Raw genomic sequence first — 24920 nt, forward strand, 5'->3', positions numbered from 1 at the left:
TCATGGTGCACATCGGGGCGACGGCGGCTGCTGCGGGGATCGGGGCCGGGCCGTACGTGGAGCTGACTTTCGACGCGGAGGGCGACGCGGCCCCCGGCGCGCGGGAGGCGGTCTTCGGGATCGAGGCCACCGACCTGCTGGTCTTCGCACACGGGTGGAATTCCGACCGGTCGACCGCCACCCGGCTCTTCGACCGGTTCTACGCCCCCTTCGCGGATCTGGTGGGAACCGGGGTGCGGCTGGGGTACGTGGGGGTCGTGTGGCCGTCCATCCGGTTCTCCGACGAGCCGATCCCCGACTTCGACGCCCATGGCGCGCGGGGCGGGGCGGGAGCCCGCGCAGGAGACGGAGCGGCGGACGGCGCGGGGGCCGGCGGCGGGCCCACCGGTCCGGGCTACGGGACGGCACTGGCGCCGGACACCCGGCGGGCGCTCGGCGCGTTCTGGCCGGGCCGGGCCGCGGAGCTGGACCGGATCGCCGAACTGCTGGAGGAACGGCCGGACCGGGAGGGGGCCTTCACCGAGTTCGGCGCGCTGGTGCGGGAGCTCGCCGGGGTGGACGGGGTGGGCGCGGGCGACGATCTTGCCGCGGCCTTCACCACGCGCGAGGTCCCCGCCTTCCTCACCGAGGACGTCCTGCGGGTGTGCCGGGAGTTCACCGAAGCCCTGGCCGAGGCGGGCGCCACCTTCCCCGAGGACCTTCGCCGTCCCGGCTCCCCCGGCCGAACCGGCTTCTCCGTCGGCGGGGGGATGCGGACGCTGTGGAACGGCGCCAAGGAGGTGCTGCGGCAGGCCACGTACTACCAGATGAAGGCACGGGCCGGGGTGGTCGGCCAGTACGGCCTCGGGCCGGTGCTGGCGGAGCTCGCCCACCGGCGGCCGGCCCTGCGGGTCCACCTGATCGGCCACAGCTTCGGCGGCCGCGTGGTGTCCTTCACCCTGCGCGCGCTGCCCGCCGGAGCGCGGAACGTGAAGTCCCTGACCCTCCTCCAAGGTGCCTTCTCCCACTACGCGTTCGCCGAGCGCCTGCCGCACGATCCGGACCGCGGCGGCGCCCTGCGCGGGCTGCAGAGCCGGGTCGACGGCCCCGTGACGGCTTGCCATTCCTCCTACGACTCCTCCCTCAAGGTGTTCTATCCGCTGGCCTCCCGCATGGCGGGCGATTCGGCCGGTCTTCGGGGTTTGGACGAACGGTGGGGCGCCATCGGGCACGACGGGGTGCGGGCGGTGCCCGGCACGCCCCGGCTGACCCTCGACGCGGCCCTGCGCGACGGCCTGCCGGCAGCGGGCTGCGTCAGCGTGGACGCCGGTTCCGTGGTCCGGCGTGGGGGTGCCCCCTCGGGGGCGCACAGCGACATCTGCCACGAGGAACTGGCCCGGCTGGTGGTCATGGCGGGGCGCATGGGGCGCTGAGTTCCGGCCATGTGCCACCCGCACGCCTCCACCGCCCCCGCATGCGCCACCACCGGGCAGGGCATGTTGGGCTCACAGCGCGGTGCGCGGCGGGCGCAGCGCTCGGCGCTGGGCGCTCGACGGAGGTGAAGGCATGATGGCGGGATTCCGGAGTCTGGCCTACCAGGTGCGCGACGCGCGCAACGACCGGGCCCTGAGGCGCCATTCGCTGCGCCGCTGCCTGGAGCGGTTCGCCCCGTACGGGCACCGCGCGACCTGGTGGCACTTGTGCGACCGGCACGGGATCGGCCCCGAGGACCGGGCGGCCGACCCCCTGCGGCTGGTGGCCGCGCTGGAGGAGCTGGAGGACGCGCGGGCGGTCTGGCTGGAGTACGAGCGCCAGTTCGCGGCGCGGCGCCGGCGCGAGAAGCACGACGGGCTGCGCCGGCCGGAGTGGGCGTGGGGCGGCAGCGGGGACGCGGTGGTGCGGTGCGCCGATCCGGGGGTGCGGCCGCAGGGAGCGCTGGACGAGGTGCTGCGGCGGCTGGTGGCGGCGCTGGAGTCGCCGCCGGGGACGGTGTGCCCGGTGTGCGGGGCGCCGGAGCTGCACTGGCCGGCGGCGGCGTCCGCCGGCGCCGCGTGGGCGTGGGACGGGCCGGTGTGCGCGGGCTGCGGGATCGTGGTGCCCAGACCGGCGCTCGCGGACTCGGCACTGGCCGGGGGCGGCCTGGCGGGGGCGGCGTGAGACACCCGCCGCCGGGGCCCGCGCCGCTGGTCTCGCTCAACGGCTCGCGGAGCGCCGCCGACGGGGCGGCCGTGCCGGTGTCCCCCGGGGACGTCGTGGAGTCCGCCCTGGCGGCGGTGGCGGCCGGGGGCGGGGAGGTGCTGGTGTGTGCGCGCACCCCGTGCGGGCGGGAGAGCCTCTCGCCCCGGGTGGTGGGGCCGCTGCTGGAGGCCTTGCGGGGGGCTGGCCTCGGGGTTGGCGCTGGATCCGGGCGCGAGGGTGCGGGGGGCCGGGACCGGGGCGGCGGGAGCGGCGTACCGCTGTCCGTCCTCGCGAGCGTCGGCGCCGAGCCCGATCCGGCGGGGCGGCTCGCGCGGGTGCGGGCCTGGACGGTGCTGCCGGACCGGGCGGTGGTGCGGTTCGCGGAACCCGGGGCCCGGGAGCTGGCCGAGGCACTGCTGGAGCGCGGCGTGGCGGTGGACGCGGAGGTGCCGGTGGGCGGGCCGCCCGAGCCGTTGGCGCAGTTCCTGGCCTGGCCGGTACGGGACCCCGCGCGCGTCCGGCTCGTGGCCGAACTCCCGGGCGCCGACCCGGCGTCGGTCGCGCGGGCACTGCGCGGGCTGCCGCCCGTGCCGGTGGTGCTGTTCGGGCGGGACGCCGCAGCCTGGCCCGTCCTGCGCCTGGCCTTGCGGTGCGGCGCGGGCACCCGGACCGGCGTCGGGGACGTGCTGCGCCTCCCGGACGGAAGGCCGGCGAGGTCGAACGCGGAACTGGTCGAGGCGGCGGTTGGGTTAGGGGACGGCCCGGACGGTCGGGAGGCCCGGGACCGTCGGGAGGCCCGGGACCGTCGGGAGGCCCGGGACCGTCGGGCGAGACGGCCTAGAGCCGGGAGCCGGTGAGGCGTTCGCCGAAGACGTCGTCAGGGTTGGACAGGGCGCAGTTCTCCAGCGAGAGGCAGCCGCAGCCGATGCAGTCCGTCAAGTGGTCGCGCAGGCGGCCGAGTCGGGCGATGCGGTGGTCGAGCTCGGCCCGCCAGCTCTCGGAGAGGCGGGCCCAGTCCGCACGGGTGGGGGTGCGGCCCTCGGGGAGCTGGGCGAGTGCGTCGCGGATGCTGGCGAGCGGGATTCCCACGCGCTGGGCGGCGCGCACGAAGGCCACGCGGCGCAGCGCGTCACGCGTGTAGCGGCGCTGGTTGCCGGAGGTGCGGCGGCTGGTGATCAGGCCCTTGGTCTCGTAGAAGTGCAGCGCGGAGACGGCCGCGCCGCTGCGGGCGGACAGCTGGCCGACGGTGAGCTCGTGGACCTTCTCGGGAATCTGCGGCACACAGCCGAGGGTAGTGGGCCGGACCGACATCGGTTGGTGTCGGGCCGGGCCGACCTCCGTCGAGCGATGTGTCGTTGACAGATACACGGGGCCCCCAGCATGCTGAGCAAGCGCTTATTCGTCAGGGAGAGGCAGGGGTACGAGGATGGCCGAGCCGAGGATCTTCACGTCCGCCGAGGAGCTGACCGCCGGGGTCGGCGAGCCGCTCGGCCCCAGCGGCTGGCTGGAGGTGGACCAGAAGCGGATCGACCTCTTCGCCGACGCCACGGGCGACCACCAGTGGATCCACGTGGACCCGGAGCGAGCGGCCGGCGGACCCTTCGGCTCCACCATCGCGCACGGATACCTCACGCTGTCCCTGCTGCCGAGCCTGGTGCCGCAGGTCATGCGGGTCGAGGGCATGAAGATGGGCATCAACTACGGCGTGAACAAGGTGCGTTTCCCGGCGCCGGTGCCGGTCGGCTCGCGGCTGCGCGCGACCGCGCTGATCACGGAGGTCGTGGACGCGGGCGGCGGCGTACAGGTCTCGGCTACCGTCACGGTCGAGCGGGAGGGCGGCGAGAAGCCGGTGTGCGTCGCGGAGTCGGTGTCCCGCTACTACTTCTGAGCGGCGTCGGCCGCCGCGGCGGCCGCGCCGTCGGGGCGGGCCCCCACCATCCTGAGCACGAGGTCGGCGTAGAGCGCGCCGACCTCGTCCGGCGTGCGGCGGCCGTCCGTGCTGAACCAGCGGGCGACGTCGATGCAGAGCGACAGGACCGCGAGGGTGGTGCCGGGCACGTCCGGGACGTAGAACTCCCCCGCCGCGACGCCCTCGGCGAGGATGCGGCGGACGGCGGCGTCGCTCTGCCGGCGCAGTGCCACGATTTCGGAGCGGTGCTCCGGAGCGAGAGCATCGAGCTCGTACTGGACCACGCGCGCGGTGGTGTGGTGGGCCGCGTGCCACCGCACGAAGGAGCGCACGGCCTCGTCGAGCCGCTCGGCGGCGGTGCCGGTCCCGACGGCGGCGGTGTCCAGGATCTCGAGGGCCTTGTCGTGGCCGATCCGGCTGATCCGGTGGAGCAGCTCTTCCTTGGTCTTGTAGTGGATGTAGAGCGCGGCCGGGCTCATCCCGGCCCGGCCCGCGATGTCACGCGTGGTGGTGGCGTGGTACCCGCGCTCCGCGAAGGCCTCGACGGCCGCGACGAGCAGCCGCCGCGCCGCGTCCGGAGTGACCTCCGACCACGGCCGGTAACCGCCGACCGTCTCCTGCGCGCTCTCCATCGCCGGCTCACCCTCTTCGCGCTGCCCTGTGGTTCCTGGTGGGAGGAACAGCCTACCGGAGGGTGAGCAAGCGCTTAGCTGTTGTCGTCCGGATGTCCGGTTCCCGGACGGCCGGCTCCCGGATGGACGGCTCCCGGACGCGGGCGCTCAGCTGCCCTGCGCGTGCTGCTTCGGCGCGAAGGGGTCGTAGTCCACCATCATCTTCTCCATGCGGGCCTGGTCGACGCGGGTGACGATCTGCGTGACCTCCTGCCGGTCACGGATCACCTTGGCGAGGGTGAAGGCCGAGGTGGTCAGGTACAGCACCGCGATGCCGAGGAAGGCGCGCACCCAGCCGTTGGCGTCCAGGTTGTAGATCCCCAGGGCCACGGCGGCCATGGCGACGCCGAAGGAGGCGACGGCCTGGCCGTAGTACGCCCCCGTGTTCTGCTGCTTGACCGGTGTCTCGTTCATGGGTCCAGCTTCGGGCGGGCCGGGGCGCGGCACATCCGCGCTCGTACTCACGCACGTACTCAGCCGCGGTCCCGGTCGGGCGCGGTGCGCCTCAGAAGGCGGAAACTCCCGTACGGGCGCGGCCGATCAGCAGCTTCTGGATCTGGCTGGTGCCCTCGTACAGGGTCATCACGCGGGCGTCGCGCAGCAGTTTGCCGGCCGGGTACTCGTCGATGTAGCCGTAACCGCCGTGCACCTGGAGGGCGTTGCCCGCGGCGCGGACGGCGGCCTCGGAGGCGAAGAGCTTGGCCGTGGAGGACTCGGTGGCGAACGGCCGTCCGCGGTCGATGAGATCGGCCACCCGCCAGGTCAGCAGGCGGGCCGCGTCCACGTCCACGGAGATGTCGGCGATCAGCTCCTGGACCAGCTGGTGGTGGGCGATGGGCTTGCCGAACTGCTCGCGCTGGGCGGCGTAGGAGACGGCCGCGTCGAGCGCCGCTTGGGCGATGCCGACGCAGCCCGCGGCGACCGACATGCGGCCCTTCGCGAGGGCCGACATGGCGACCGAGAAGCCCTTGCCCTCGGGGCCGAGCATGGCGGAGGCGGGCACGCGCACGCCGTCGAGTACGAGTTCGGCGGTGGCTTGGCCGCGCAGGCCGAGCTTGCCGTGGATCTCGCGGCGGGTCAGGCCCGGGGAGTCGGTGGGGACGAGGAAGGCGGAGATCCCGCGGTGGCCGGGATCGTCGCCGGTCCGGGCGAAGAGGAGCACGACATCGGCCCACGTCCCGTTGGTGATGAACATCTTGCTGCCGCTGACGACGTACGAGTCCCCCTCGCGCCTGGCGCGGGTGGTGAGGGCGGCGGCGTCGGAGCCGGTGCCGGGCTCGGTGAGTCCGAAGCAGCCGAGCGCGTCTCCGGAGCACAGGCGGGGCAGCCAGGCGCGCTTCTGCTCCTCGGTCCCCCAGGCGGCGATGGTTTTGGCGACCAGCCCGAGGGAGACGGAGACGATGCCGCGCACGGCGGAGTCGCCTCGGCCGAGCTCCTCGGTGACCAGGACGTAGGAGAGGTGGTCTCCGCCGGAGCCGCCGTACTGCTCGGGGACGGTCAGACCCAGGAAGCCCACTGCCCCGAGCTTCTTCACGATGGCCCGGTCCACGCTCTCGGCACGGTCCCACGCGGCGGCGTACGGAGCGATCTCGCGCTCGGTGAACGCGCGGGCGAGATCGCGTACGGCGGTCTGTTCCTCGCTGAGCTCCAGATTCACCGGGCACCTCCGGGGCGGGACGGGATCGGACCGGGCCGTGCGGGGGCATGCCCGGGCCCGTTAATTAGCACTGCTAGTTTAAGTGGGGCAGGCCCTACTATGTGGCGCATGGCCAGACCGCGCAAGCCCCTCCTCAGCAGAGACCGCATCATCGAGGCGGCCGGCGCGCTGGTGGACGCGGAAGGACTGGAGGCCGTCTCCACGCGGCGGCTGGCGGCCGCGCTCGGAGTCAGCGGGCCGTCGCTGTACAACCACTTCCGCACGAAGGACGAGATCCTGGACGCGGTCGCGGACGCGGTGAGCGCGCGGGTCGACTTGTCGATGTTCGAGTCGCACGGCGGGACCGGAACCGGTAGGGACGGTGGCGGCGACGACGGAGGCGGAGGCTGCGGCGACGACGACGGAGGCGGCGGAGGCGGTCGACCCGGCGATGGCGAGGGCGACGTCTACGGGAGTGCCGGCGGCGCCGGCGCTGCGGGTGGCGCCCGGGAGTGGCGGGGCCCGCTGCTCGCCTGGGCGCACTCGTACCGGGCCGCGCTGTCCGACCATCCGAACATCGTGCCGGTCCTGGCGCGCGGGCCGGGCCGCAGGCCGGCGGGGCTGCGGCTCGCGGACGCCGTCTACGGCGCGATGACCGCCGCCGGCTGGCCGCCGGCGCAGGCGACCCGGATCGGCGCGCTGATGCGGTACTTCATCCTCGGATCTGCCGTGGCGTCCTTCGCCCGGGGTTTCGTGGACGACGAAACGGCATACGACCCCGCCGACTACCCGCACCTGGGCCAGGCCCACCGGCTGGCGCAGCGGCAACGCGAGGTGGACGAAGGGGCCTTCGAGACGGGCCTGACGGCGCTGCTCGACGGCCTGGCCATCCAGTACGAGGCGCTGCGGAAGCCGGTGGAGCCGGGTGAACCGGGGGAAGCCGCGCGGACGGGGGAGGCGGTCGAACCGCGGGAAGCCGTGCGCACGGGGGAGGCGGTCGAACCGCGGGAAGCCGTGCGCACGGGAGAACCAGTCGAACCGCGGGAAGCCGTGCGAGCGCAAAGATCAGCGGAACCGGGGGAAGCAGTCGAACCGGGGGAAGCGCGGGAGACGGCGTGACGGAAGGCCGCCCCCGATCATCCTGGCGACCCAGGCGGGCGGCGCGGATCGCGTACTGGCGCTGCTGGACTCCGGAGCGGATCCGGACACCGTCGGTGCGGACGGGCCGTCCCTGCTGGACCTCGTCGCCACCGGGGGCCTGACCGAAGTGGCGGCGCGCCTCGTCCGGCGGGACACCGGGCTCCCGACGGTGGGACTCCGCTGCTGCGCGCCGTCGACGCCGGGTCCTACGGCGTGGTCTCCGAGCTCTTCGACGGCGGCGCCCCCATGGACGCGCCGACTCCGGAAGGCCTCACCGCCATCGAACTCGCCCGGCACCGGCACGAAACGGGCGCGGAGAACGAGCTGCGCCGCCGGACGGAAGCCGCGGGGCCTGCGGAGCTGTCGCGCGTCGAGGAGGCGCACTACTGCTCCACCGGCCTGCTGCGGCTGGGCGGTGCGCGGGTCCGGACCTGGACCGGGGTCCGGACGGGGACCCGGGCCCGGCCATCGAGTCCTGACGCGCGTCGAGTCCTCGAAGAGCCCGGTCACACAGATCGAAGGAGACGGCTTAGAAGACCACCAGCGAGCGGCCGCCCTTCCCCGCCAGCATCGCCTCGAAGGCTGCCGGGATGCCGTCGAGCGTGATGCGGTCGGTGACGAGGGCTCCGAGGTCGAGGCGGCCCGCGCGGACGTGGGCGGCGATCACCGGGAGGTCGCGGGCGGGGTCGCTGTTGCCGTAGACGCAACCGGTGAGGGTGCGGGCGAAGTGGAAGATCTCCAGCGCGTGGAAGGTGACCTGCTGCTCCTTGCCGCCGATGCCGACGACGGTCGTCCGGCCGCCGCGGCGGGTGGACTCCCAGGCCCCGCGGATGGTCTCGGCCCGCCCGACGCACTCGATGGCGACGTCCGCGCCGTGCCCGCCGGTCAGGGCTCGGATGTCCTTGGCCGTGGTCTCGGAGGCGAGCACGAACTCCGTGGCCCCCGCCGCCCGGGCCAGCGCCTCCTTGGCCGGGGAGACGTCCACGGCCACGATCGGGCCGGCCATGGCGATGCGCGCCGCCTGGAGGGCCGCGAGACCGACGCCGCCGACTCCGAAGACGGCCACCGATTCGCCGGGCCGTACCTGGGCGCTGTGGTGGACGGCTCCGTAGCCGGTGAGGACCGCGCAGCCGAGCAGCGCGGCCTCGGTGAGCGGGATCCCGGCGGGGGCGGGCAGGACGCAGTGGGCCGCGACGACCGTCTCCTCGGCGAAGGCGGCCACGTTCAGCCCGGGGTGCAGCTCGGTTCCCCGGGCGTCGTGCGCGTAGACGTCCCCGGCCCCGGCGAGGGCCTTGACGCAGAGCCAGACCTCGCCGATCGAGCAGTGGTGGCACTTCCCGCAGGACGGGGCCCAGTTGAGCACCACCCCGTCGCCGGGCGCGACATGGGTGACCCCTTCCCCGACGGCGAGGACCGTACCCGCGCCCTCGTGGCCGAGGACGGCGGGTACGGGGATCCGCATGGTGCCGTTGCTGAGGGAGAGGTCGGAGTGGCAGACCCCGGCCGCGGCGAGCCGCACCCGGACCTGCCCCGGGCCGGGCTCGGGCAGCACGATGTCCCGTATCTCCAGCGGGGCTCCGACGGCGGGCAGGATGGCGGCGCGGACCATGGTCGTCGTCTCCGTGTGTGCGGGGTGGGCGGGCGGGGCTGGGTGGGACGGCAGGGGTGGGACGGCAGGGGTGGGGCGGTGAGGCGGTGAGGCGGTGGGCGGTGAGGCGGTGGGCGGTGAGGCGGTGGGCGGTGGGCGGTGGGCGGTGGGGCGGTGGGCGGTGGGGCGGTGGGCGGTGGGGCGGTGGGCGGTGGGGCGGACTAGAACTGCAGGGACTTGGTCTGGAGGTACTCGGCGAGGCCGTGCGGGCCCAGCTCACGGCCCACGCCCGACTTCTTGTACCCGCCGAAGGGTGCGAGCGGGTTGAAGCGGCCGCCGTTGATGTCCACCTGGCCGGTGTCCATCCGCCGGGCGAAGGCCACGGCCGTCTCCTCGTCCCCCGCCCAGACCGCCCCGCCCAGCCCGTAGTCGGTGCCGTTCGCGATGGCCAGGGCCTCGTCCTGGTCCTCGTACGGAAGGATCGACAGCACCGGGCCGAAGATCTCCTCCTGGGCGATGGTCATCTCGGGCGTGACGTCGGCGAACACGGTCGGGGCGATGAAGTACCCCTGTTCGTGCGGGGCCTCGGGCCCGCCCGCGACGAGGCGCGCACCCTCCTCCACGCCCTTGGTGATGAAGCCGCGCACACGGTCGCGCTGCTTCGCGCTGACGACCGGGCCCAGGCGGGTGCCCGGGTCGAGGGGGTCGCCGGAGGAGTACTTGGCGGCGGCCGTGGCGGCGAGGGAGACCGCCTCCTCGTACTGGTCGCGGTGGACGAGCATGCGGGTGAGCGCGTTGCAGCTCTGGCCGGCGTTGTTCATGACGTGGCCCACGCCTGCCGCGACGGCCTTGGCCAGGTCGGCGCCGGGCAGGATGACATTGGCCGATTTGCCGCCCAGTTCGAGGGCGACCCGCTTGACGGCGGCGCCGGCCGTGGCGCCGATCAGCTTGCCGACGGCGGTGGATCCGGTGAAGGAGACGAGGTCGACTCCCTCGTGCGCGGCCAGGGCCTGGCCGGCGACCGGGCCGGTGCCGGTCACCAGGTTGAAGACCCCGGCCGGGATCCCCGCCTCGTGCACGGCTTCGGCGAAGAGCTGTGCGGTCAGCGGGGTGTCCTCGGCGGGCTTGAGGACGACGGTGCAGCCTGCGGCGAGAGCGGGCGCCACCTTGGCAACGATCTGGTGCAGCGGGTAGTTCCAGGGCGTGATCGCCCCGACCACACCGACCGGCTCCATCAGCACGGTCGAGTTCCCGATCCTCTCCTCGAAGGCGTACGAGGCACCGAGCTCGGCGAAGGAGGAGGCCACCGCGACCGGCGCCCCGACGTGGACCATCTCGGAGAAGCCCAGCGGGGAACCCAGCTCGGCGGTGATGGTCTCGGCCAGCTCGCCCTTGCGGGCGATCAGCACGTCGCGCAGGGCCCCGATCAGGGCGGCCCGCTCGGCCGGAGGCGTGGCCGCCCAGGACGGGAAGGCCGCGCGGGCCGCGCGTACGGCCGCGTCCACGTCTTGCGCCGTACCGGCCGGGACCGAGGCGATGGGCCGCTCGTCCGCCGGGTTGAGGACCTCTATGCGGTCACCGCCGAAGGCGGCCCGCCACTCGCCGCCGATGTACATACCGTCATGGGCCTTCATGGCATTCCTCCCGAGCACGCACGAGCGCGTAGACCTGACGTCGCCAACACCCTACAAACTAGCGCCGGTAGTTTTGTGGGCGCCAGGGGCGGAGGGCGTCAGATGATGCCGAAAAGCATCCCTGCCCCCAGGACCACCAGAGAGGTCAGAGCCGCCCATTTCACGGTGAAACGGGTGTGATCGCCGAACTCGACCTTCGCCATCCCGACGAGGACGTATACGGCCGGAACCAGCGGGCTCGACATGTGCAGCGCCTGCCCGACGAGGGAGGCGCGGGCGATCTCGAGCGGGGACACCCCGTGGGCGGCGCCCGCCTCGGCGAGGACGGGCAGGACACCGAAGTAGAAGCCGTCGTTGGACATGAAGTAGGTGAGGGGGAGGCTCAGCAGCCCGGTGACGAGGGCCATGTGCGGACCCATGCCCTCGGGGATGGCGCCGACGAGCCAGTCGGCCATGTGCTTGACCATGCCGGTGCCGGTGAGGACCCCGGTGAAGACGGCGGCGGCGAAGACCATGCCGGCGACGTTCAGGACGTTGTCCGCGTGGGCGGCGATCCGGGCCTTCTGGTCCGGCATGTGCGGGAAGTTCACCGTCAGGGCGAGGGCGGCGCCGAGGAGGAAGAGCACCGGGATGGGGAGCAGCTCCATGATCATGGCGGTGAGGAGCGCGACGGTGAGGCCCGCGTTGAACCAGTAGAGGCGGGGCCGCAAGGTCGCGCGCCGCGGGTCGAGGCCCTGGAAGCCGTCCTCCTCGGGGGCGCCGGCGCCGCCCGCGGTGCGGGCGTCCGGGTCGACGGCTACGGTTCCGGCGGACGGGGTGGAACTCCCGGGTGCGGGGGATCCGGCCGGTCCGGTGGGCGCGGCGGATTCCGTGGGCGCGGCGGAACCGGTGGGCGCGGCCGCCGGTGCGCGCGTACTGCCCGCTTCGGCCGAGCCCGTACCGGCGGCGACCAGGAGCTCCTCGGCCGGCTCCACGTCGCCGGGGAGCGTCAGCCGCCCGAGGCGGCGGCGCTCCTTGACGCCGAGGACGTAGGCGAGGACGAAGACGAAGAGGAGTCCCGCCGCGAGGGCGGGGATCATCGGGACGAAGATGTCGGCGGCGTCCAGCTTGAGGGCGGTGGCGGCACGGGCCGTGGGGCCGCCCCAGGGCAGGGTGTTCATGACGCCGTTGGCGGTGGCCGCGACTCCCGTCATCACCACCAGGCTCATGCCGAGCCGCTTGTACAGCGGGTACATGGCCGAGACGGTGATCATGAAGGTGGTCGAGCCGTCCCCGTCGAGCGAGACGATGGCGGCGAGGACGGCCGTGCCGACCACGACGCGCATCGGGTCGGCCTTGCAGAAGCGCAAGATGCCGCGCACGACGGGGTCGAAGAGGCCGACGTCGATCATCACGCCGAAGTAGACGATGGCGAACATCAGCATGGCGGCGGTCGGCGCGAGCTTGCCGACCCCGTCGATGACGTAGCCGCCGAGCTGCGCGCCCTGTCCGGCGAACACGCAGAACAGCGCGGGGATGAGGACGAGCGCCGCGATGGGCGACATTTTCTTCAGCATGATCAGGACCAGGAAGGTCGCGATCATGGCGAAGCCGAGGAAGGTCAGCATGGGGGGAACCTAGGCGCCTCCTTCCGGGCCCAACAAGACGTCCACGCGTGAGCAATACGAGCAAAACCCCAGCTCAGGGGATGGGTGTCAGTTCGACGGGGAAACCGTTGAGCACCGCCGTACCGGAGAGCGGGTCGAGGCGGGTGCCGTCGAGGAGCTGGTTGACGTTCACTCCGGGCACGGCCGAGGCCACCGAGAGCCGGGTGCCGGGGCGGTCGTGGCCCCAGCCGTGCGGAAGGCTGACGACGCCGGGGCGAACGGAGTCGGTGACCTCGACCGGGACCACCAGGCTGCCGCCGTCCGAACTGATCTCGGCCGGCGCACCGTCGGTGAGGCCGAGCCGCGCGGCGTCGTCCGGATGGACCTGGAGGGTGCAGCGGTTGGAACCTCCCACGAGGGCCGGGACGTTGTGCAACCAGCTGTTGTTCGACCTCAGGTGGCGGCGGCCCACGAGCACCAGGGCGTCGGGGTGGGCGGCGAGCGTCGCGCGCAGCCTGGGCAGTTCGGCCGCGATCGGGGCCGGCAGCAGCTCGATCCTGCCGCTGCGCGTCTTCAGCAGGCCCGGGAGCCGGGGCCGCAGCGGGCCGAGGTCGATGCCGTGCGGGTACGCGCGCAGCCGCTCCAGGCAGAGACCGGGGGCGAGTCCCGACGCGCCGGCGGCGTCACCCGCGCGGGGCTCCGTGGCGTCGGCGCCCGGCCGGGCGTTCGCGGGCGTCGCGGGATCGGCGTTCGCGGGCATGGCTGACTGCGCACGGAAGCGGTCCCCGTACGGGCCGAGCCGGAGCATCAGGTCGAGGCGGCGCTCGGGCCCGTGGGCTCCGGCGAGCCGGCCGGCGAGGGCCACCGGGTCCTCCCCGTGCAGCGGGGACAGCGGGTCGGCGGTCTCCCTGGCGAGGGTCGCCTGGATCGCCAGGTCGTCCACGGCCTCCGGTCCGGCTCCGTGCATGCCGGAGACGGCCAGGACGAGGCGCGCGTGGATCTCACACTCGTCCATGCGGCCCTCTTCGAGCGGGACGGCGGGCGGTGAGTACCGGACCTGGTTGCGGATGGCGAAGGTGTTGAAGGAGAAATCGAAGTGGGCGCTCTGTGAGGGCGGCGGCGGAGGCAGGACCACGTGCGCGTGGCGCGAGGTCTCGTTCAAGTACGGGTCGACGCTGACCATGAAGTCGAGCCCGGCCAGGGCCGCGTCGAGCCGCCGGCCGTCGGGGGCGGACAGCACCGGGTTCGCCGCGATGGAGACGAGGGCGCGGATCCGCCCCTCCCCCGGGGTCTCGATCTCCTCCGCCAGGGCGGCCATGGGGAGTTCGGCCTTGGCCTCGGGGTGGCCGCTGACCCGGCTGTGCCAGCGGCCGAGGCCGAAGCCCTTTCCGGGCCCGGCCGGCCGGGGTGCGCGGTCGGTCGCGGACAGCGGGAACAGGGCCCCGCCCGGCCGGTCGAGATTGCCGGTCAGGATGTTCAGCACGTCGACCAGCCAGTTGGCGAGCGTGCCGTACTGCGTCGTGCTGCTGCCGATCCGCCCGTAGACGGCGGCTGTCGGCGCGGCCGCGAGAGCGCGGGCGAGGTCGCGGATCTCTTCGGCCGGGAGGTCGCAGGCGGGGGCGACGGCCTCAGGAGTGAAACTACCGAGCGCTTCGGCGAGTTCCCCGATCCCTTCGGTGAGTTCCGTGAGCGCCCCGAGGGCCGTCTGCTTCTCGGCGAGCAGCGTGTGGGCGAGTGCCGCGAGCAGCAGCGCGTCGCTGCCGGGGCGCGGAGCGAGGTGGAGGTCGGCGAGTTTGGCGGTGCGGGTGCGGCGGGGGTCGACCACGACGAGGGTCCCGCCGCGGGCGCGCAGCGCCTTGAGCCGGCCGGGGAAGTCGGGGGCGGTGCACAGGGAACCGTTGGACTCGACCGGGTTGGCGCCGAGGAGCAACAGGAAGTCGGTGCGGTCGAGGTCCGGGACCGGGATGGCGAAGGGGTCGCCGAAGAGCAGCCCGCTCGAGACGTGCTTGGGCATCTGGTCGAGGGTGCTGGCGGTGAAGAGGTTGCGGGTGCCGAGGGCCTTGAGGAGCAGCGGCGGGTACAGGTGGCCCGCCATGGTGTGGGCGTTCGGGTTGCCGAGGACCACACCGACCGACTGGGCTCCGTGCTCCCGTGCGAGGGCGGGGACGGCGGCGGCGATGGCCTCGAAGGCCTCCTCCCAGGTGGCCTCCTGGAGCCGTCCCCCGCGCCGGACGAGAGGGCTGCGCAGCCGGTCCGGATCCGAGTCGAGGGCGCCGAAGGCCGCACCCTTGGGGCAGATGAAGCCGCGGCTGAACACGTCGTCGCGGTCACCTCGCGCGCCGGTGACCGTGGCGCCTTCGATGGTGAGGGTGAGGCCGCAGGTGGCTTCGCAGAGGGGGCAGATGCGCAGGGCGGTGCGGGGCATGGGCCCTCCAGGGGCGGCAGGCTGCGGCACGGGGCGCGGGCGGTACGGCCGCGCGGGCGGGATCGAGCATACCGACCGGTAGGGACGCTGGGGAGGGGTCTGCGCCAACCGTCCGTCAGTCCAGGACGCGGGCGAGGTAGGCCTGCATCATCGCGCGGGTTTCGGCGACGATGTCGACGTCGCCGGTCGGGTCGTTGCGGAAGGCGAGCTTCGTCAGGGCGTCGGTGGCCTCGACGGCGACCAGGACGGCCCGTTCCAGAGCGGCGTCAGGGGTGAGGCCCAGGTGGCCGCTGAGGAGCTCGGTGAGGCGGACGGCGACGAGGTGGTTGGGGTCGGAGGCCGGCCCCTCGGGAGGCGGCGCGGGCACCCCGAAGTCGACGAGGGCGAAACCGGGGACGTTGCGCTTCATGACGAGGTACTCGTCGAGCACCACGTCCACGACCGGCCGCCAGTCGGTGGCCGGAAGTCCGGCGAGCCGCTCCTCGATGGCGTCGGCGTAGCTGTCGAGGTTGCGGTGGGCGAGGGCGACGGCCATGGCCCGTTTGTTGCCGAAGAACCGGTAGACCGAGCCGATGGGGACGCCGGCGCGCTGGGCGACGGCCCGGGTGCTGAGGCTCTCGTACCCGGTCTCGTCCAGGAGTTCGGCGCAGGCGTCGAGGATCCGGGCGAGCCGGTCGGCGCTGCGCTGCTGGATGGGCGTGCGGCGCAGGGGGTGGGCTGGGGACACGGGGTCCATCATGCCGCTCCTCGGTTCACGGGTGGGCGGCGGTACCGGATCGGCGGCGTCAGTTCAGCAGCAGGCTGAGGCCGCCGACCGTGTACGTGATCATCAGCGCGAACAGCGGCAGTTGCCCGGCGACGGCTTTCGCGGGCGGGAAGAGCCGTACGGAGCGGTCGTGCGCGGCGATCACTCCGAGGACGTGGCCGGTGACGACGGCGACGACCTGGAGGGCGGCGAGGCCGCCGGGGCCCAGTGGCGGCAAGGGTTCCGGGGCGTTGTCAGTGCCGAGTGCCATGCTTACTGTGCGTGGTCCTTCGATTACCAGGAGGGAGAAGTAATGGGCGACGAGATAGCCGAGCGCGATCGGCACGAGTGAGTGCGCGAAGGCGGTCAGCGGGCCGGGGTGCGGGCCGCAGACGAGGCGGGTGGCCGCCGCGCAGAGGCAGTAGAGGGCGGCGACGAGGGCGATGGAGCCGAGGAGTCCGAGGGTGGCCGCGGCGGTGCGGCCGAGGGGGGAGGTCTGGATCGCGTTGATCCACGAGGGGTTGTCGGAGAAGCCGTCGTAAGCGGTGGATCCGAGTAGGACGCAGACGGTGGCGACGAGTCCGGGCCGCTCGGGCGTCGCGTCGAGTCCGTGGAAGGGGTTGCGGAGGACCAGGCGGCCGTCGCCGCGGCGGCCGAGGGGCGAGAGCCGGGCGAGGAGGGCGGAGTAGGCCTCGAAGGCGTCTCCCTCGGCGAACCAGCGCTCGCCGAAGCGGGCGGCGAGCAGGAGTTGGAGGGTGGCGTAGCCGGCCAGGACCGACAGGAGGGTGGTGGTGGAGGCGGGATCGGGAGAGACGAGCTCGAGCCAGGTGAAGGCGAACAGTCCGGCGGCGGCGGGCCACTGCCCGATCCGGGCGGGGATCGGGCGGACCCGCGGGGGCCGCAGCCGGGAGAGCGCGTGGTGCAGGGCACGGAGCGGATTGAGGAGGCGCCAGACGGGACCGAGGAGGAGGGAGGCGGGCACGAGGCCCACCCAGAGGAGTACGTAGACGGCTCCCGGAGCGGGGTTGCGGGCGGGGTCGTCGGGACCGAGGAGGAGGTGCAGGAGTACGGCGAGCGCGGCGGCCAGGCCGAGCCCGCGCAGGGCGGTGCGGGTGGCCGGCGCGTCGGCCACCCGCTGGAGCCCGGCGGGCAGGGCGATGCCGGAGCGGTCTCCGTGGAAGCGGGAGGCGGACCAGAGGAGGCCGAGTGCGAGGAAGGAGACGAAGAGCGCGGCGAAGGCGCCGGCGAACGCGTAGAAGGGGGAGATGGGCAGATCGTGCTGGGATCCGATGCCGTGCGCGAGCGGTGGCATGGCCGGCAGCGTCGGGTGCCTCACCGGACGAGGAGCTGGGTCAGGACCAGGTGGGACTCGTGGGTCTCGACTTCGAAGAGACCCGTTCGGTCGGCCGTCAGGATCAGGGTGGCCTCCTGGCCTGCCGGCAGGGCGAGTTCCTTGTCGAAGCCGTGGACGTGCAGGGTGTCCGCGCGGTCGCTGGTGACGCGCAGGGCTACGCGTTCGCCGCGCGTCACCTCGACGCGGCCCGTGGCGGGGGTGACCTTGCCGTCCCGGACGGTGATGGTGACCGTACGGTCGGCCGCCTCCGGGGACGGAGGCGGAGCGGAGGCCGAGGGTGCGGGCTGGGTGTGGCCGTGCCCGGCCTGGCCGGTGGCGGTGAGCGGGAGCGTGCCCTCGACCGGCTTGCCGGCGACGGCCCAGGCGGTGTGGTCGTCCGCGTAGAGGCGGACGGTCAGAGTGTGCGCGCCCTCGGGCACTTGCGCGGCGGGCAGGTGGAACCAAGGGCCGTACAGGCGGGCCAGTTTGCGGCCGTCCAGCTCCAGGTGCGCGTGGCCGGCGCCCGGGAGGGCGGCGCCGCCGGCACTGTCGGGCGTGAAGTGGAAGTTCTTCACGGCCAGTTGGAGGTTCCAGCCGTCCTCGGAGTCGGGCCGGGCGGTGACCTGGACCTCCGGCGCGCCCTCGGCCGGCACCTCGCGGAGCCGGTGGCCGGCGCCGTCGTCGGCGGTGAGCAGGGTGCCGACGTCACCGGAGGCCTGCTCGTGGCTGGTGCCGGGTTTGTGGTGGGTGGTGGCCCGTCCGCCGCAGCCCGTCGCCGCGCCGCCGGCCAGGAGCAGCGCGAGGGCGAGAAGGGTGGCGGTGCGGCCCGCGCCCCGGGTCCGGCGCGGCGGCGTACCGCAGACGTCGCACCGGACCCGGCTTTCGGAGCGGTCGCTCACCGCGGGTCCCCCTCGGCCGCGCGGGGCTCCGCCGTGGTCCCGGCCCCCGTCGGGGCCTCCGCCTCGGTGTCCAGGGCCGGGGCCGGGCCCGCCGGGACGGGTACGCGGTCGTCGGCAGGGTCGCCGCCGTCCGGGCCCGCCGGGGTGGCCGGGTTCCCGCCGGGTCGGGCTGCGGCGATGACGGCCCACAGGGTCCACACCACCGCGACGAGGGTCCGTATCCAGGCGGGGCTGAGCGGGATCCACGGAATCATCAGGACGGCCTTGTCGAAGGCGTCGAGGAGGGTGAGCGCGGCCAGGAGCAGGGTCAGGCGGGCCAGCCACGGGCGGGCGGGGCGCAGGGCGACGCCGATGCCCGTCCACCACAGACCGAGGCAGAGCAGCGCCAGGGCGGGGACGAAGCCCGCGACCAGCCCCATGGTGGAGCCCGCCACGTCCAGGACCAGGCCCACGAGGCCGAGGAGGGTGGCCGCCGTGCCCAGCCGGGAGGAGCGCAGCCGGCGCCACCACAGGAGGCCGCCGACCAGGAGCAGGACCGCCGCGACGGCCAGGGCGATCTGGGTCTCGACCCGCTGGAGGCCGCGCGCTCCGTACCAGTCGCAGCCGGCCGGGAGCTTGCGCGCCTGGACGCTGTAATCGGCGCAGACGAGGAGTTGGGCCAGCTTCACGGGCTCGCCTGCCAGGCGGGCCGAGCCTCCGGAGACCGCGCCACGGCGCTCACCGCACTCCGGGAGCGTGCCCGGGGTGGAGCCGTCCGGTCCGGACTGCCAGCAGTTGCCCCGTCCCTGGCCGTCCCACCACACGTCCATGCCGTTGGGGCGGGAGGCGCCGGACTTGTCCTTGCCGAGGATGTTGGCGGCGTAGCGGTTGTGGTGCGAGGTGTCCGCCTGCTTGGACAGCTTCTCCTCGCCCCGGATGAAGGCGGGCACGGCCGAGAGGAAGAAGCCCGCGCGCTGGTGGCCGTACACCCAGTTGTTCTCGTACAGGTTCCAGTTGCCGCCCGCGGTGATGATGCCGGTGCCCGGGGGCATGGAGATCTGCGGGCAGACCACGCCCTGCTCGTAGCCGCGCTCGGCCGGGGGCTTGGCACAGGTGCCGTCGGCGACGTAGTGGTAGTAGTCGGCGTTGTTGTCGTGGATCAGGTTGCGCTCGAAGCGGGCGTGGTTCTGCGGCAGTCCGGGGTGGCCGGGGAAGGCGCTGTCCATCGAGGCGCCGCCCATGTTCTGGTCGAACTCGTTGTCGTGCACCCACACGGAGTCGCCCGCCGTGCCGGAGTAGCCGACCATGTTGTGGTGGCTGCGGCAGCCGGTGATCTCGATGGAGTAGCGGGGGACGTCGTAGCCGCGGCCGTCGTTGATGTTGGAGGCACTGCCCGGGTAGACGCCGGAGTCGCCGTTGCCGTACGACTCGCAGTTCTTGTACAGGCCGTGGTCGCTGGCGAAGGTCAGGAAGCCGTATTCGTCGTTCCAGCGGGTCAGGACGTCGTCGATGACGAAGCCGTCGGCAGCCAGCACGTACAGCGAGTTGAAGGTGGTGCGCTGTGCGGTGAAGTTGCGGAAGTAGACGCCGTCGGACTTGTCGGCGCGGATCGCGTTCAGCTTGTGGTACTTGGCGTCGATGACGACGTCCTGCCGGGACGCTCCGGTGCCCTCGATCTGGAGGTCCTTCTTGCCGAGGATGGCGACGAGGTTCTGGTTGTGGCGGCAGGCCACCTGCTGCTCGTAGGTCAGGATCTGGTAGCCGAGTGAGGAGTTGGGCGCCGTGAGCGCGGCGCACTCCCCCGCCGGCGTGGGGAGCGAGGGCTCCTCCTCGTAGAGGCCCGGAAGGATCGCGATGTTCACGCCCGGGCGGTCCACGGCGTCCACGGCTTCCTGGAGGTGGCGGTAGCCGTTCTTCTCGCAGCGCTCGTAGAGGGCGAGGTTGCGCTGCTTGAGGTCATCGGGGAAGGCGGATATCCGGCGTTCGAAGGCCGGCCGATCGGTCTTGCAGACGATCAGGTCCGGCTCACCGGCGCGGTACCGGGGTACGGAGCCGGTGCCGTCGGGGAGTTCGACGGGGCGCTCCTCGTGCGCGCTCGCCGGGGACGCGGCGACGAAGAGGGACAGGACGGCTAGGAGGGCGGCGAGGAGCGCCGCCGGTACGGCAGGGAACCTGCGGGTCCACGACATGCGCGTGAGAGTAGAGCAATGTTCACCTTTTGGGATCCCCCCTTGCGCGAATAGCCCTCCGGCACCCCGAGTCGTGACCTGGAACCCACCCTCCGACCGCCTCCGCCCCAGTGGCGCGAGCGGCCGCGCGGGTCGCGGGCCACGCCCGTCGGGCCGTCCCGCGGGGCGCGAGTTCGCACGCCGTCGCGCTGCGGCGGGTGGGGACGGGCGCGGCCACTCCGCCGTCGCCTCGCGGGGATGGCAGGCCTGGCACGGGCCGCTACGCGGCGCCGGGCGGACGGCGGACGGCGGTTGGCGGACCGCGGACGAACCTGGTGCAGGCCACACCACCGCCACGCGCGGCGGATGGCGGACCTGCCCGCCTGGGCCCATGGACTGCGTGGGTCGCTGCCGGCAGTCCTCGGCCGGCCGGGACTCCGCCTCCGCGCCGGGTGGTGCGCGGTTGGGCGGTACGCGGCTGGTCGGCAGCCGGCCCTGACCGCGACCGCTGTGCTCGGCGGCCGCCGTCGCACGGGCCGGTCCGGGGGCGACCGCCGGGTACCCCGGTCGCGCGGCGCCGACCGCGCCGCACGAGCGGTCCGCAGGACGGACCAACCTGGTCGTACCGGCCTCTCGGTGACCCGGCCCGACACAGGCAAGCCGACCCACGCCGCGCGGTCGCAACGAGCCGGGGCCGGCCCCGCGAGCGGCCTACCCGCATCCGGCCGCGCCCGGCGGATAGGCGGGCCGGTTGGCCGCCCCGGGAGGCGAGCCTGGGGGTGGCAGGTGGCGGGGACCGGGCCGCCGGACCGGCTTCAGGCGCACCGCCCCGGCGGCGGGGAGCGGGACCCGCGCCCGGCGGACATACGGTGCCGGCTGTCCACCGGCTCAAACCCGGGGCGACGGCGGGTGGCGCGCCCCCGGCGGGCATCCGGTGCCGGGCTGACCGCCCGCGACGCGCCGGGACTGGGGGCAGGGCCCGCAGGCCGACTCACCGCACCGCGACCGACCCGGGTCGGTGGGCCGCCCACGGCCGACGGGCAGGCCGGTCAGCCCGCCGTCCCCGCGCCCCACGGGCACGCCCCCCAGCCACCCCGGCCCGCACCTCCCGCCCCGGCCGGGCGGCGCGGGTGGTCGGGGGGCGTGGCCGGAAAGGTGGCGTTGACGTGGAGGGGATGGAATCCTACTGTCAGGCATAGGATTCCATCGGCAGAGCGGGAGCGTGCAATGAGCGGCGGCAGCGAGCAGGCCAGGAAGACGGCGGAGGCGCTGGACTACCTCACCGGCTTCGGCAACGAGCACAGCTCGGAGGCGGTGCCCGGTGCGCTCCCGATCGGCCGCAACTCCCCCCAGCGCTCCCCCCTCGGGCTCTACGCGGAGCAGCTCAGCGGCAGCGCGTTCACCGAGCCGCGCTCCCACAACCGCCGCTCCTGGCTCTACCGGATCCGCCCCTCGGCCGCGCACCCGCCCTTCACCCGGACGGACAACGGCGCCCTGCGCACCGCGCCCTTCACCGAGGTTCCCGCGGACCCCAACCGGCTCCGCTGGAACCCGCTGCCCGACCCGGCTCCCGGAACCGACTTCCTGGCCGGCCTGTGGACCCTCGGCGGCAACGGCGACGCCGCGCAGCGCGCCGGCATGGCCATCCATCTGTACTCCGCCAACTCCCCGATGACCGACCGGGTGTTCAGCGACTCCGACGGCGAGCTCCTGATCGTCCCCGAGCGCGGCGGCCTGCTGCTGCGCACGGAGTTCGGCCTGCTCAGCGCCCGCCCCGGGGAGATGGCCCTGATCCCGCGCGGGGTCCGCTTCCGCGTCGAGCTGCAGGACGAGACCGCCCGTGGTTACGTCTGCGAGAACTACGGCCGCCCCTTCGAGCTGCCCGACCTGGGCCCGATCGGCGCCAACGGCCTGGCCGCCGCGCGCGATTTCCAGGCGCCCCTGGCCTCGTACGAGGACAGCGAGCGCCCGACGGAGGTGGTCAACAAGTTCTGCGGCAACCTCTGGACCGCGACCTACGACCACTCGCCGCTCGACGTCGTCGCCTGGCACGGCACGCACGTCCCGTACGTCTACGACATGCGCCGGTTCAACGTCCTCGGCTCCATCAGCTACGACCACCCCGACCCGTCGATCTTCACCGTGCTGACCTCGCCCTCCGACACCCCGGGCCTCGCGGGTGTGGACTTCGTGGTCTTCGCCCCGCGCTGGCTGGTCGGCGAGGACACCTTCCGCCCGCCGTACTTCCACCGGAACGTGATGAGCGAGTACATGGGCCTCATCGAGGGCGCCTACGACGCGAAGGCCGAGGGCTTCGTGCCCGGTGGCGGCTCGCTCCACAACATGATGTCCGCGCACGGCCCCGACCGGGAGACGTTCGACAGGGCGAGCGCCGCCGAGCTGAAGCCGCAGAAGATCGACGACGGTCTTGCCTTCATGTTCGAGACCCGCTGGCCGATCACCGCCACGGCCCAGGCGGCCGGTGCGGAGCACCTCCAGAGCGGATACGACGACGTCTGGCAGGGCCTCCAGCGCCACTTCCGCGCCTAGTATCACCAAGCGGCGCGTGCCGCCCGTCCTACGGAGAACCACCCGTGACCGCCTTCGCCCCCGACTCGCTGGTACTGAACCGGAAGCTCCCGCTCTGGTACCAGGTCTCCCAGTCGCTGCGCGCCTCGATACTGGGGCGCACGGCGGACGCCTCGCTGCGCCTGCCCACCGAGGAGCGGCTGGCGGAGCACTACGGGGTGAGCGTGCTGACCATGCGGCAGGCGCTCAAGGAGCTGGAGACCGAGGGCCTCATCAGCCGCCACCGGCGGCGCGGGACCTTCATCGAACCGGCGGCGATGCGCGGGGCCCCGGTGCAGCTGCTGGGGTCGGTCGACGCGATCGTGGCGCAGCAGTCGGGTGACCGTACGACGGTCCTCGGTCAGGAGCGGACGGCCGTGCCCGGGGAGCTGGTGGAGCACTTCCCGGACACGCCCGAGGTGGTCACGTACCGCCGGCTGCGCCACGACAGGGAGAGCGGCGAGCCGACCAACTGGGCGGAGAACGCGGTGCGTCCGGAGCTGGCGGAGGCGATCGACCTCGCCGATCTGGAGCGTTGGCCGATGACGAAGGTGCTGCGCGACATCGTGAAGGTCGACATCAGTCGGATCACCGACACCGTGGAGGCCCGTCTCGCGGACCCGGCCACGGCGGAGTTGCTCCAAGTGCCGCTGCTGAGCCCGATCTTGCACTACACGGGCGTGACGTACGACAAGAGCGGCCGGGTGGTCGACGTGGCGCGGATCCGCTACCGCGGGGACCGCTTCTCCTTCACGGTGACGGTCGACGCCCACTGACCACCCGCCCGGTCGGGCCACAGGTTCCGGGGCCAAGGAGGCAGGGGCAGGAGGGCAGGGGCCACCGGCCACCGGAAACCACTCACCAGCCGCCACCGGCGGGACCGAACGACGAGGGGCTACTTCTCCTCGCCCGCCGCCTTCTTCTCCGCGTCCTCCGTCCCGCGCTCGCCCTCCGCCTGGGACGGAGTGGTCCGCATCGTCTGGGCGTGGCGCTGCTTCTTCTGCGCCTCGTCCATGTCCTCGTCGAGCCGCTCCCCCTCGGCTTGCGACGGGGTCGAGTACTCGTCGTACTGGCTCATGACCGCCTCCCGGATGACCTGGGTCGGTGCGGATCCCTATACAAGGAGCCTAACCCTCCGGCCTGGACGGGGCCCGGCTACCCGGCGGCGTCGCTACCATCGGCCGGGTGAGCGCTGACGTACCGCTGCTGGACGAGCTGATGCCCTGGTCCGTGGGCCCCCTGCGGCTTGGCCGGGCCTGGGTGGCGGCCCCCGATCCGGGGACCCTGCGGGCCCGCTGGGCGGCCCTGACGGCCGCCGGGGGCCCCGAGCAGGAGCGTCTGTTCCGCCCGACCCGGGCGCGGACCCCCGACGCCGGGGCGGCCGAGCTGCCCGGTCGGCGCGCGGGCTCCACGGCCCGCTTCGCGGACACGCCGGGCCCCTGCCCCGATCCCGTACGGGTGCTGCGGGAGCCCTTCGACGAGCAGTGGCTGCTGCCCGACCAGCGGCTCGTCGATCTGGCCCGCCCAGAGCTGTGGCGGGTCATGGACGGGCACCAGCTGTTCCTCGTGGAGGGCCCGCCAAGGGCGCCGAGCCGGCAGAACGCGCAGGGCCGGACGCATCCGGAACCGCTGGTCACCGCGCACCTCCCGGTCGGCCGGCTCGGCCGGATCCGCCCCCTGCACCGCCGCCCGGGAGGCGCCGAGCCCAATCTCGCCCCCGGCCTGCTGCCGCTGCTCGGCGAGCACTACGGCACCTGGGTCACCCCCGAGGACGTGCTGTGCTGGATCCTCGCCGCGGGCCGCCCCGGGCCGCGGGGGTACGAGGTCCCGCTCACCGCGGACGCGACGCGCTGGCGGGCCGGGCTGGACCTGGGGCACCGGCTGCTCTCCGTCCGACTGCGCGGGGCGCGCGGCGGCGAACCGCCCCGGCTGCCGGGCGGGCGCCGGCCCTACGTCCGCTCCGCGCTGCCGGCCTGGCCGCACGAGCTCTCGTACGACCCCGAGAACGAGACGCTGAGCATCGGGACCGGAACCGTCTCCCCGGTCCCCGCCGGGGCGTGGGAGTACGAGGTCCAGGGCGTCCGCGTCCTGGAGGCGTGGTTCACCGCCCGGCTCGCGCACCGGGACCCGGAGGCCGACGGGTTGGAGGCGCTGGGCCCGGCCGAGTGGCCGCAGGGCTGGACGTCGGAACTGCTGGACCTGGTGACGACCCTGGCGCTGCTGGCCGAACTGGCCCCGGAGCGGGCGGCGTTCGAGGCCGACCCGCCGCTCGACGCGGCGGGGTTGCGCGCGGCCGGGGTGCTGCCGCCACCGCACTGGGCCCGGCGTCCGGCTTCGGTGCTGGACCACCAGGAGGAGGGCCCCGGCGGCCAGTTCGCCCTGCTCTGAGCCGCGCCGCGCGAGCGCCCGCGCCACCGCAGCCCCCGCCACCGCAGCCCGCGCCGCCCAGCACCTCGGCCCACCGCCCGCCGCCCGCGGCCAC

At 73.9% G+C, this 24920-nt stretch carries 20 protein-coding genes and 1 pseudogene; 8 read left to right on the plus strand and 13 right to left on the minus strand.

What is annotated here, in order from left to right; all coding sequences use genetic code 11:
• Nucleotides 1-2: 2 nt before the first annotated feature.
• The 3 genes from ACFWBY_RS30295 (at nt 3) to ACFWBY_RS30305 (ending at nt 3014) form a co-directional block, all read left to right on the plus strand.
• Nucleotides 3-1412 (plus strand): serine-threonine protein kinase, encoded by a 1410-nt coding sequence (locus ACFWBY_RS30295; protein ID WP_385335408.1) that lies wholly within the window; start codon nt 3-5, stop codon nt 1410-1412.
• 136 nt (nt 1413-1548) lie between these two features.
• Complete coding sequence (locus tag ACFWBY_RS30300; protein ID WP_385335484.1) at nt 1549-2136, plus strand: hypothetical protein; 588 nt, start codon at nt 1549-1551, stop codon at nt 2134-2136.
• A complete protein-coding gene (locus ACFWBY_RS30305) occupies nt 2133-3014 on the plus strand; it encodes a 3-keto-5-aminohexanoate cleavage protein (protein ID WP_385335406.1) in 882 nt (293 codons plus the stop codon). Before ACFWBY_RS30300 ends, ACFWBY_RS30305 begins: the two co-directional genes overlap by 4 nt.
• On the opposite strand, the gene soxR is transcribed toward ACFWBY_RS30305, so the two are convergent.
• Nucleotides 2995-3438: a redox-sensitive transcriptional activator SoxR gene (gene soxR, locus ACFWBY_RS30310; protein ID WP_385335404.1), complete on the minus strand. Its 444-nt coding sequence runs from the start codon at nt 3436-3438 to the stop codon at nt 2995-2997. The two genes, ACFWBY_RS30305 and soxR, sit on opposite strands and share 20 nt — an antisense overlap.
• A 145-nt stretch (nt 3439-3583) precedes the next feature.
• Here soxR and ACFWBY_RS30315 point away from each other — a divergent pair, with 145 nt between their 5' ends.
• Nucleotides 3584-4045, plus strand: coding sequence for a MaoC family dehydratase (locus ACFWBY_RS30315; protein WP_385335402.1), 462 nt, complete (start codon nt 3584-3586; stop codon nt 4043-4045).
• On the opposite strand, the gene ACFWBY_RS30320 is transcribed toward ACFWBY_RS30315, so the two are convergent.
• From ACFWBY_RS30320 to ACFWBY_RS30330, 3 genes are all read right to left on the minus strand, one after another.
• Entirely contained in the window at nt 4036-4698 is a 663-nt protein-coding gene (locus ACFWBY_RS30320; RefSeq protein ID WP_385335400.1) for a TetR/AcrR family transcriptional regulator, read from the minus strand. The genes ACFWBY_RS30315 and ACFWBY_RS30320 overlap by 10 nt on opposite strands.
• Nucleotides 4699-4845: 147 nt before the next feature.
• Nucleotides 4846-5151 (minus strand): YiaA/YiaB family inner membrane protein, encoded by a 306-nt coding sequence (locus ACFWBY_RS30325; protein WP_385335398.1) that lies wholly within the window; start codon nt 5149-5151, stop codon nt 4846-4848.
• Between the two features lie 91 nt (nt 5152-5242).
• Nucleotides 5243-6394: an acyl-CoA dehydrogenase family protein gene (locus tag ACFWBY_RS30330; protein WP_385335396.1), complete on the minus strand. Its 1152-nt coding sequence runs from the start codon at nt 6392-6394 to the stop codon at nt 5243-5245.
• A 108-nt stretch (nt 6395-6502) separates the two neighbouring features.
• Here ACFWBY_RS30330 and ACFWBY_RS30335 point away from each other — a divergent pair.
• Nucleotides 6503-7273 (plus strand): annotated as a pseudogene (locus ACFWBY_RS30335) (TetR/AcrR family transcriptional regulator); the annotation flags it as partial.
• Nucleotides 7274-8042: 769 nt separating this feature from the next.
• Here the strand turns inward: ACFWBY_RS30335 and ACFWBY_RS30340 are convergent.
• The 8 genes from ACFWBY_RS30340 to ACFWBY_RS30375 all read right to left on the minus strand — a co-directional run bounded on the left by ACFWBY_RS30340 (nt 8043) and on the right by ACFWBY_RS30375 (nt 19891).
• The gene (locus ACFWBY_RS30340) at nt 8043-9122 is read right to left on the minus strand and encodes a Zn-dependent alcohol dehydrogenase (RefSeq protein ID WP_385335394.1); all 1080 of its coding nucleotides are present in this window, start codon (nt 9120-9122) and stop codon (nt 8043-8045) included.
• A gap of 200 nt (nt 9123-9322) precedes the next feature.
• A complete protein-coding gene (locus ACFWBY_RS30345; RefSeq protein ID WP_385335392.1) occupies nt 9323-10735 on the minus strand; it encodes an aldehyde dehydrogenase family protein in 1413 nt (470 codons plus the stop codon).
• 98 nt (nt 10736-10833) lie between these two features.
• On the minus strand, nt 10834-12342 hold the full coding sequence (locus ACFWBY_RS30350; protein WP_385335390.1) for a citrate:proton symporter: 1509 nt from the start codon (nt 12340-12342) through the stop codon (nt 10834-10836).
• 73 nt (nt 12343-12415) lie between these two features.
• The gene (locus ACFWBY_RS30355; protein ID WP_385335388.1) at nt 12416-14746 is read right to left on the minus strand and encodes a molybdopterin oxidoreductase family protein; all 2331 of its coding nucleotides are present in this window, start codon (nt 14744-14746) and stop codon (nt 12416-12418) included.
• A gap of 115 nt (nt 14747-14861) precedes the next feature.
• On the minus strand, nt 14862-15482 hold the full coding sequence (locus ACFWBY_RS30360) for a TetR family transcriptional regulator (protein WP_385335482.1): 621 nt from the start codon (nt 15480-15482) through the stop codon (nt 14862-14864).
• A gap of 49 nt (nt 15483-15531) precedes the next feature.
• Complete coding sequence (locus ACFWBY_RS30365) at nt 15532-16803, minus strand: hypothetical protein (protein WP_385335386.1); 1272 nt, start codon at nt 16801-16803, stop codon at nt 15532-15534.
• Between the two features lie 20 nt (nt 16804-16823).
• Nucleotides 16824-17723 carry a cupredoxin domain-containing protein gene (locus tag ACFWBY_RS30370; RefSeq protein WP_385335384.1) on the minus strand — a complete coding sequence of 300 codons (900 nt, stop codon included), beginning with the start codon at nt 17721-17723 and terminating at the stop codon, nt 16824-16826.
• Nucleotides 17720-19891, minus strand: coding sequence for a right-handed parallel beta-helix repeat-containing protein (locus tag ACFWBY_RS30375; RefSeq protein ID WP_385335382.1), 2172 nt, complete (start codon nt 19889-19891; stop codon nt 17720-17722). Before ACFWBY_RS30375 ends, ACFWBY_RS30370 begins: the two co-directional genes overlap by 4 nt.
• 1206 nt (nt 19892-21097) lie before the next feature.
• Here ACFWBY_RS30375 and hmgA point away from each other — a divergent pair.
• Together hmgA and ACFWBY_RS30385 are read left to right on the plus strand one after the other, a co-directional pair.
• The gene (gene hmgA, locus ACFWBY_RS30380; protein ID WP_385335380.1) at nt 21098-22420 is read left to right on the plus strand and encodes a homogentisate 1,2-dioxygenase; all 1323 of its coding nucleotides are present in this window, start codon (nt 21098-21100) and stop codon (nt 22418-22420) included.
• 44 nt (nt 22421-22464) lie between these two features.
• Nucleotides 22465-23214 carry a GntR family transcriptional regulator gene (locus ACFWBY_RS30385; RefSeq protein ID WP_385335378.1) on the plus strand — a complete coding sequence of 250 codons (750 nt, stop codon included), beginning with the start codon at nt 22465-22467 and terminating at the stop codon, nt 23212-23214.
• A 119-nt stretch (nt 23215-23333) separates the two neighbouring features.
• On the opposite strand, the gene ACFWBY_RS30390 is transcribed toward ACFWBY_RS30385, so the two are convergent.
• Nucleotides 23334-23516 (minus strand): hypothetical protein, encoded by a 183-nt coding sequence (locus ACFWBY_RS30390; RefSeq protein ID WP_385335376.1) that lies wholly within the window; start codon nt 23514-23516, stop codon nt 23334-23336.
• Between the two features lie 140 nt (nt 23517-23656).
• On the opposite strand from ACFWBY_RS30390, the gene ACFWBY_RS30395 reads away from it, so the two are divergent.
• Entirely contained in the window at nt 23657-24826 is a 1170-nt protein-coding gene (locus tag ACFWBY_RS30395; RefSeq protein WP_385335480.1) for a type ISP restriction/modification enzyme, read from the plus strand.
• The last annotated feature ends 94 nt before the right edge of the window (nt 24827-24920 follow it).

It is taken from the genome of Streptomyces sp. NPDC060049 (assembly GCF_042736715.1).
GTDB lineage: Bacteria > Actinomycetota > Actinomycetes > Streptomycetales > Streptomycetaceae > Streptomyces.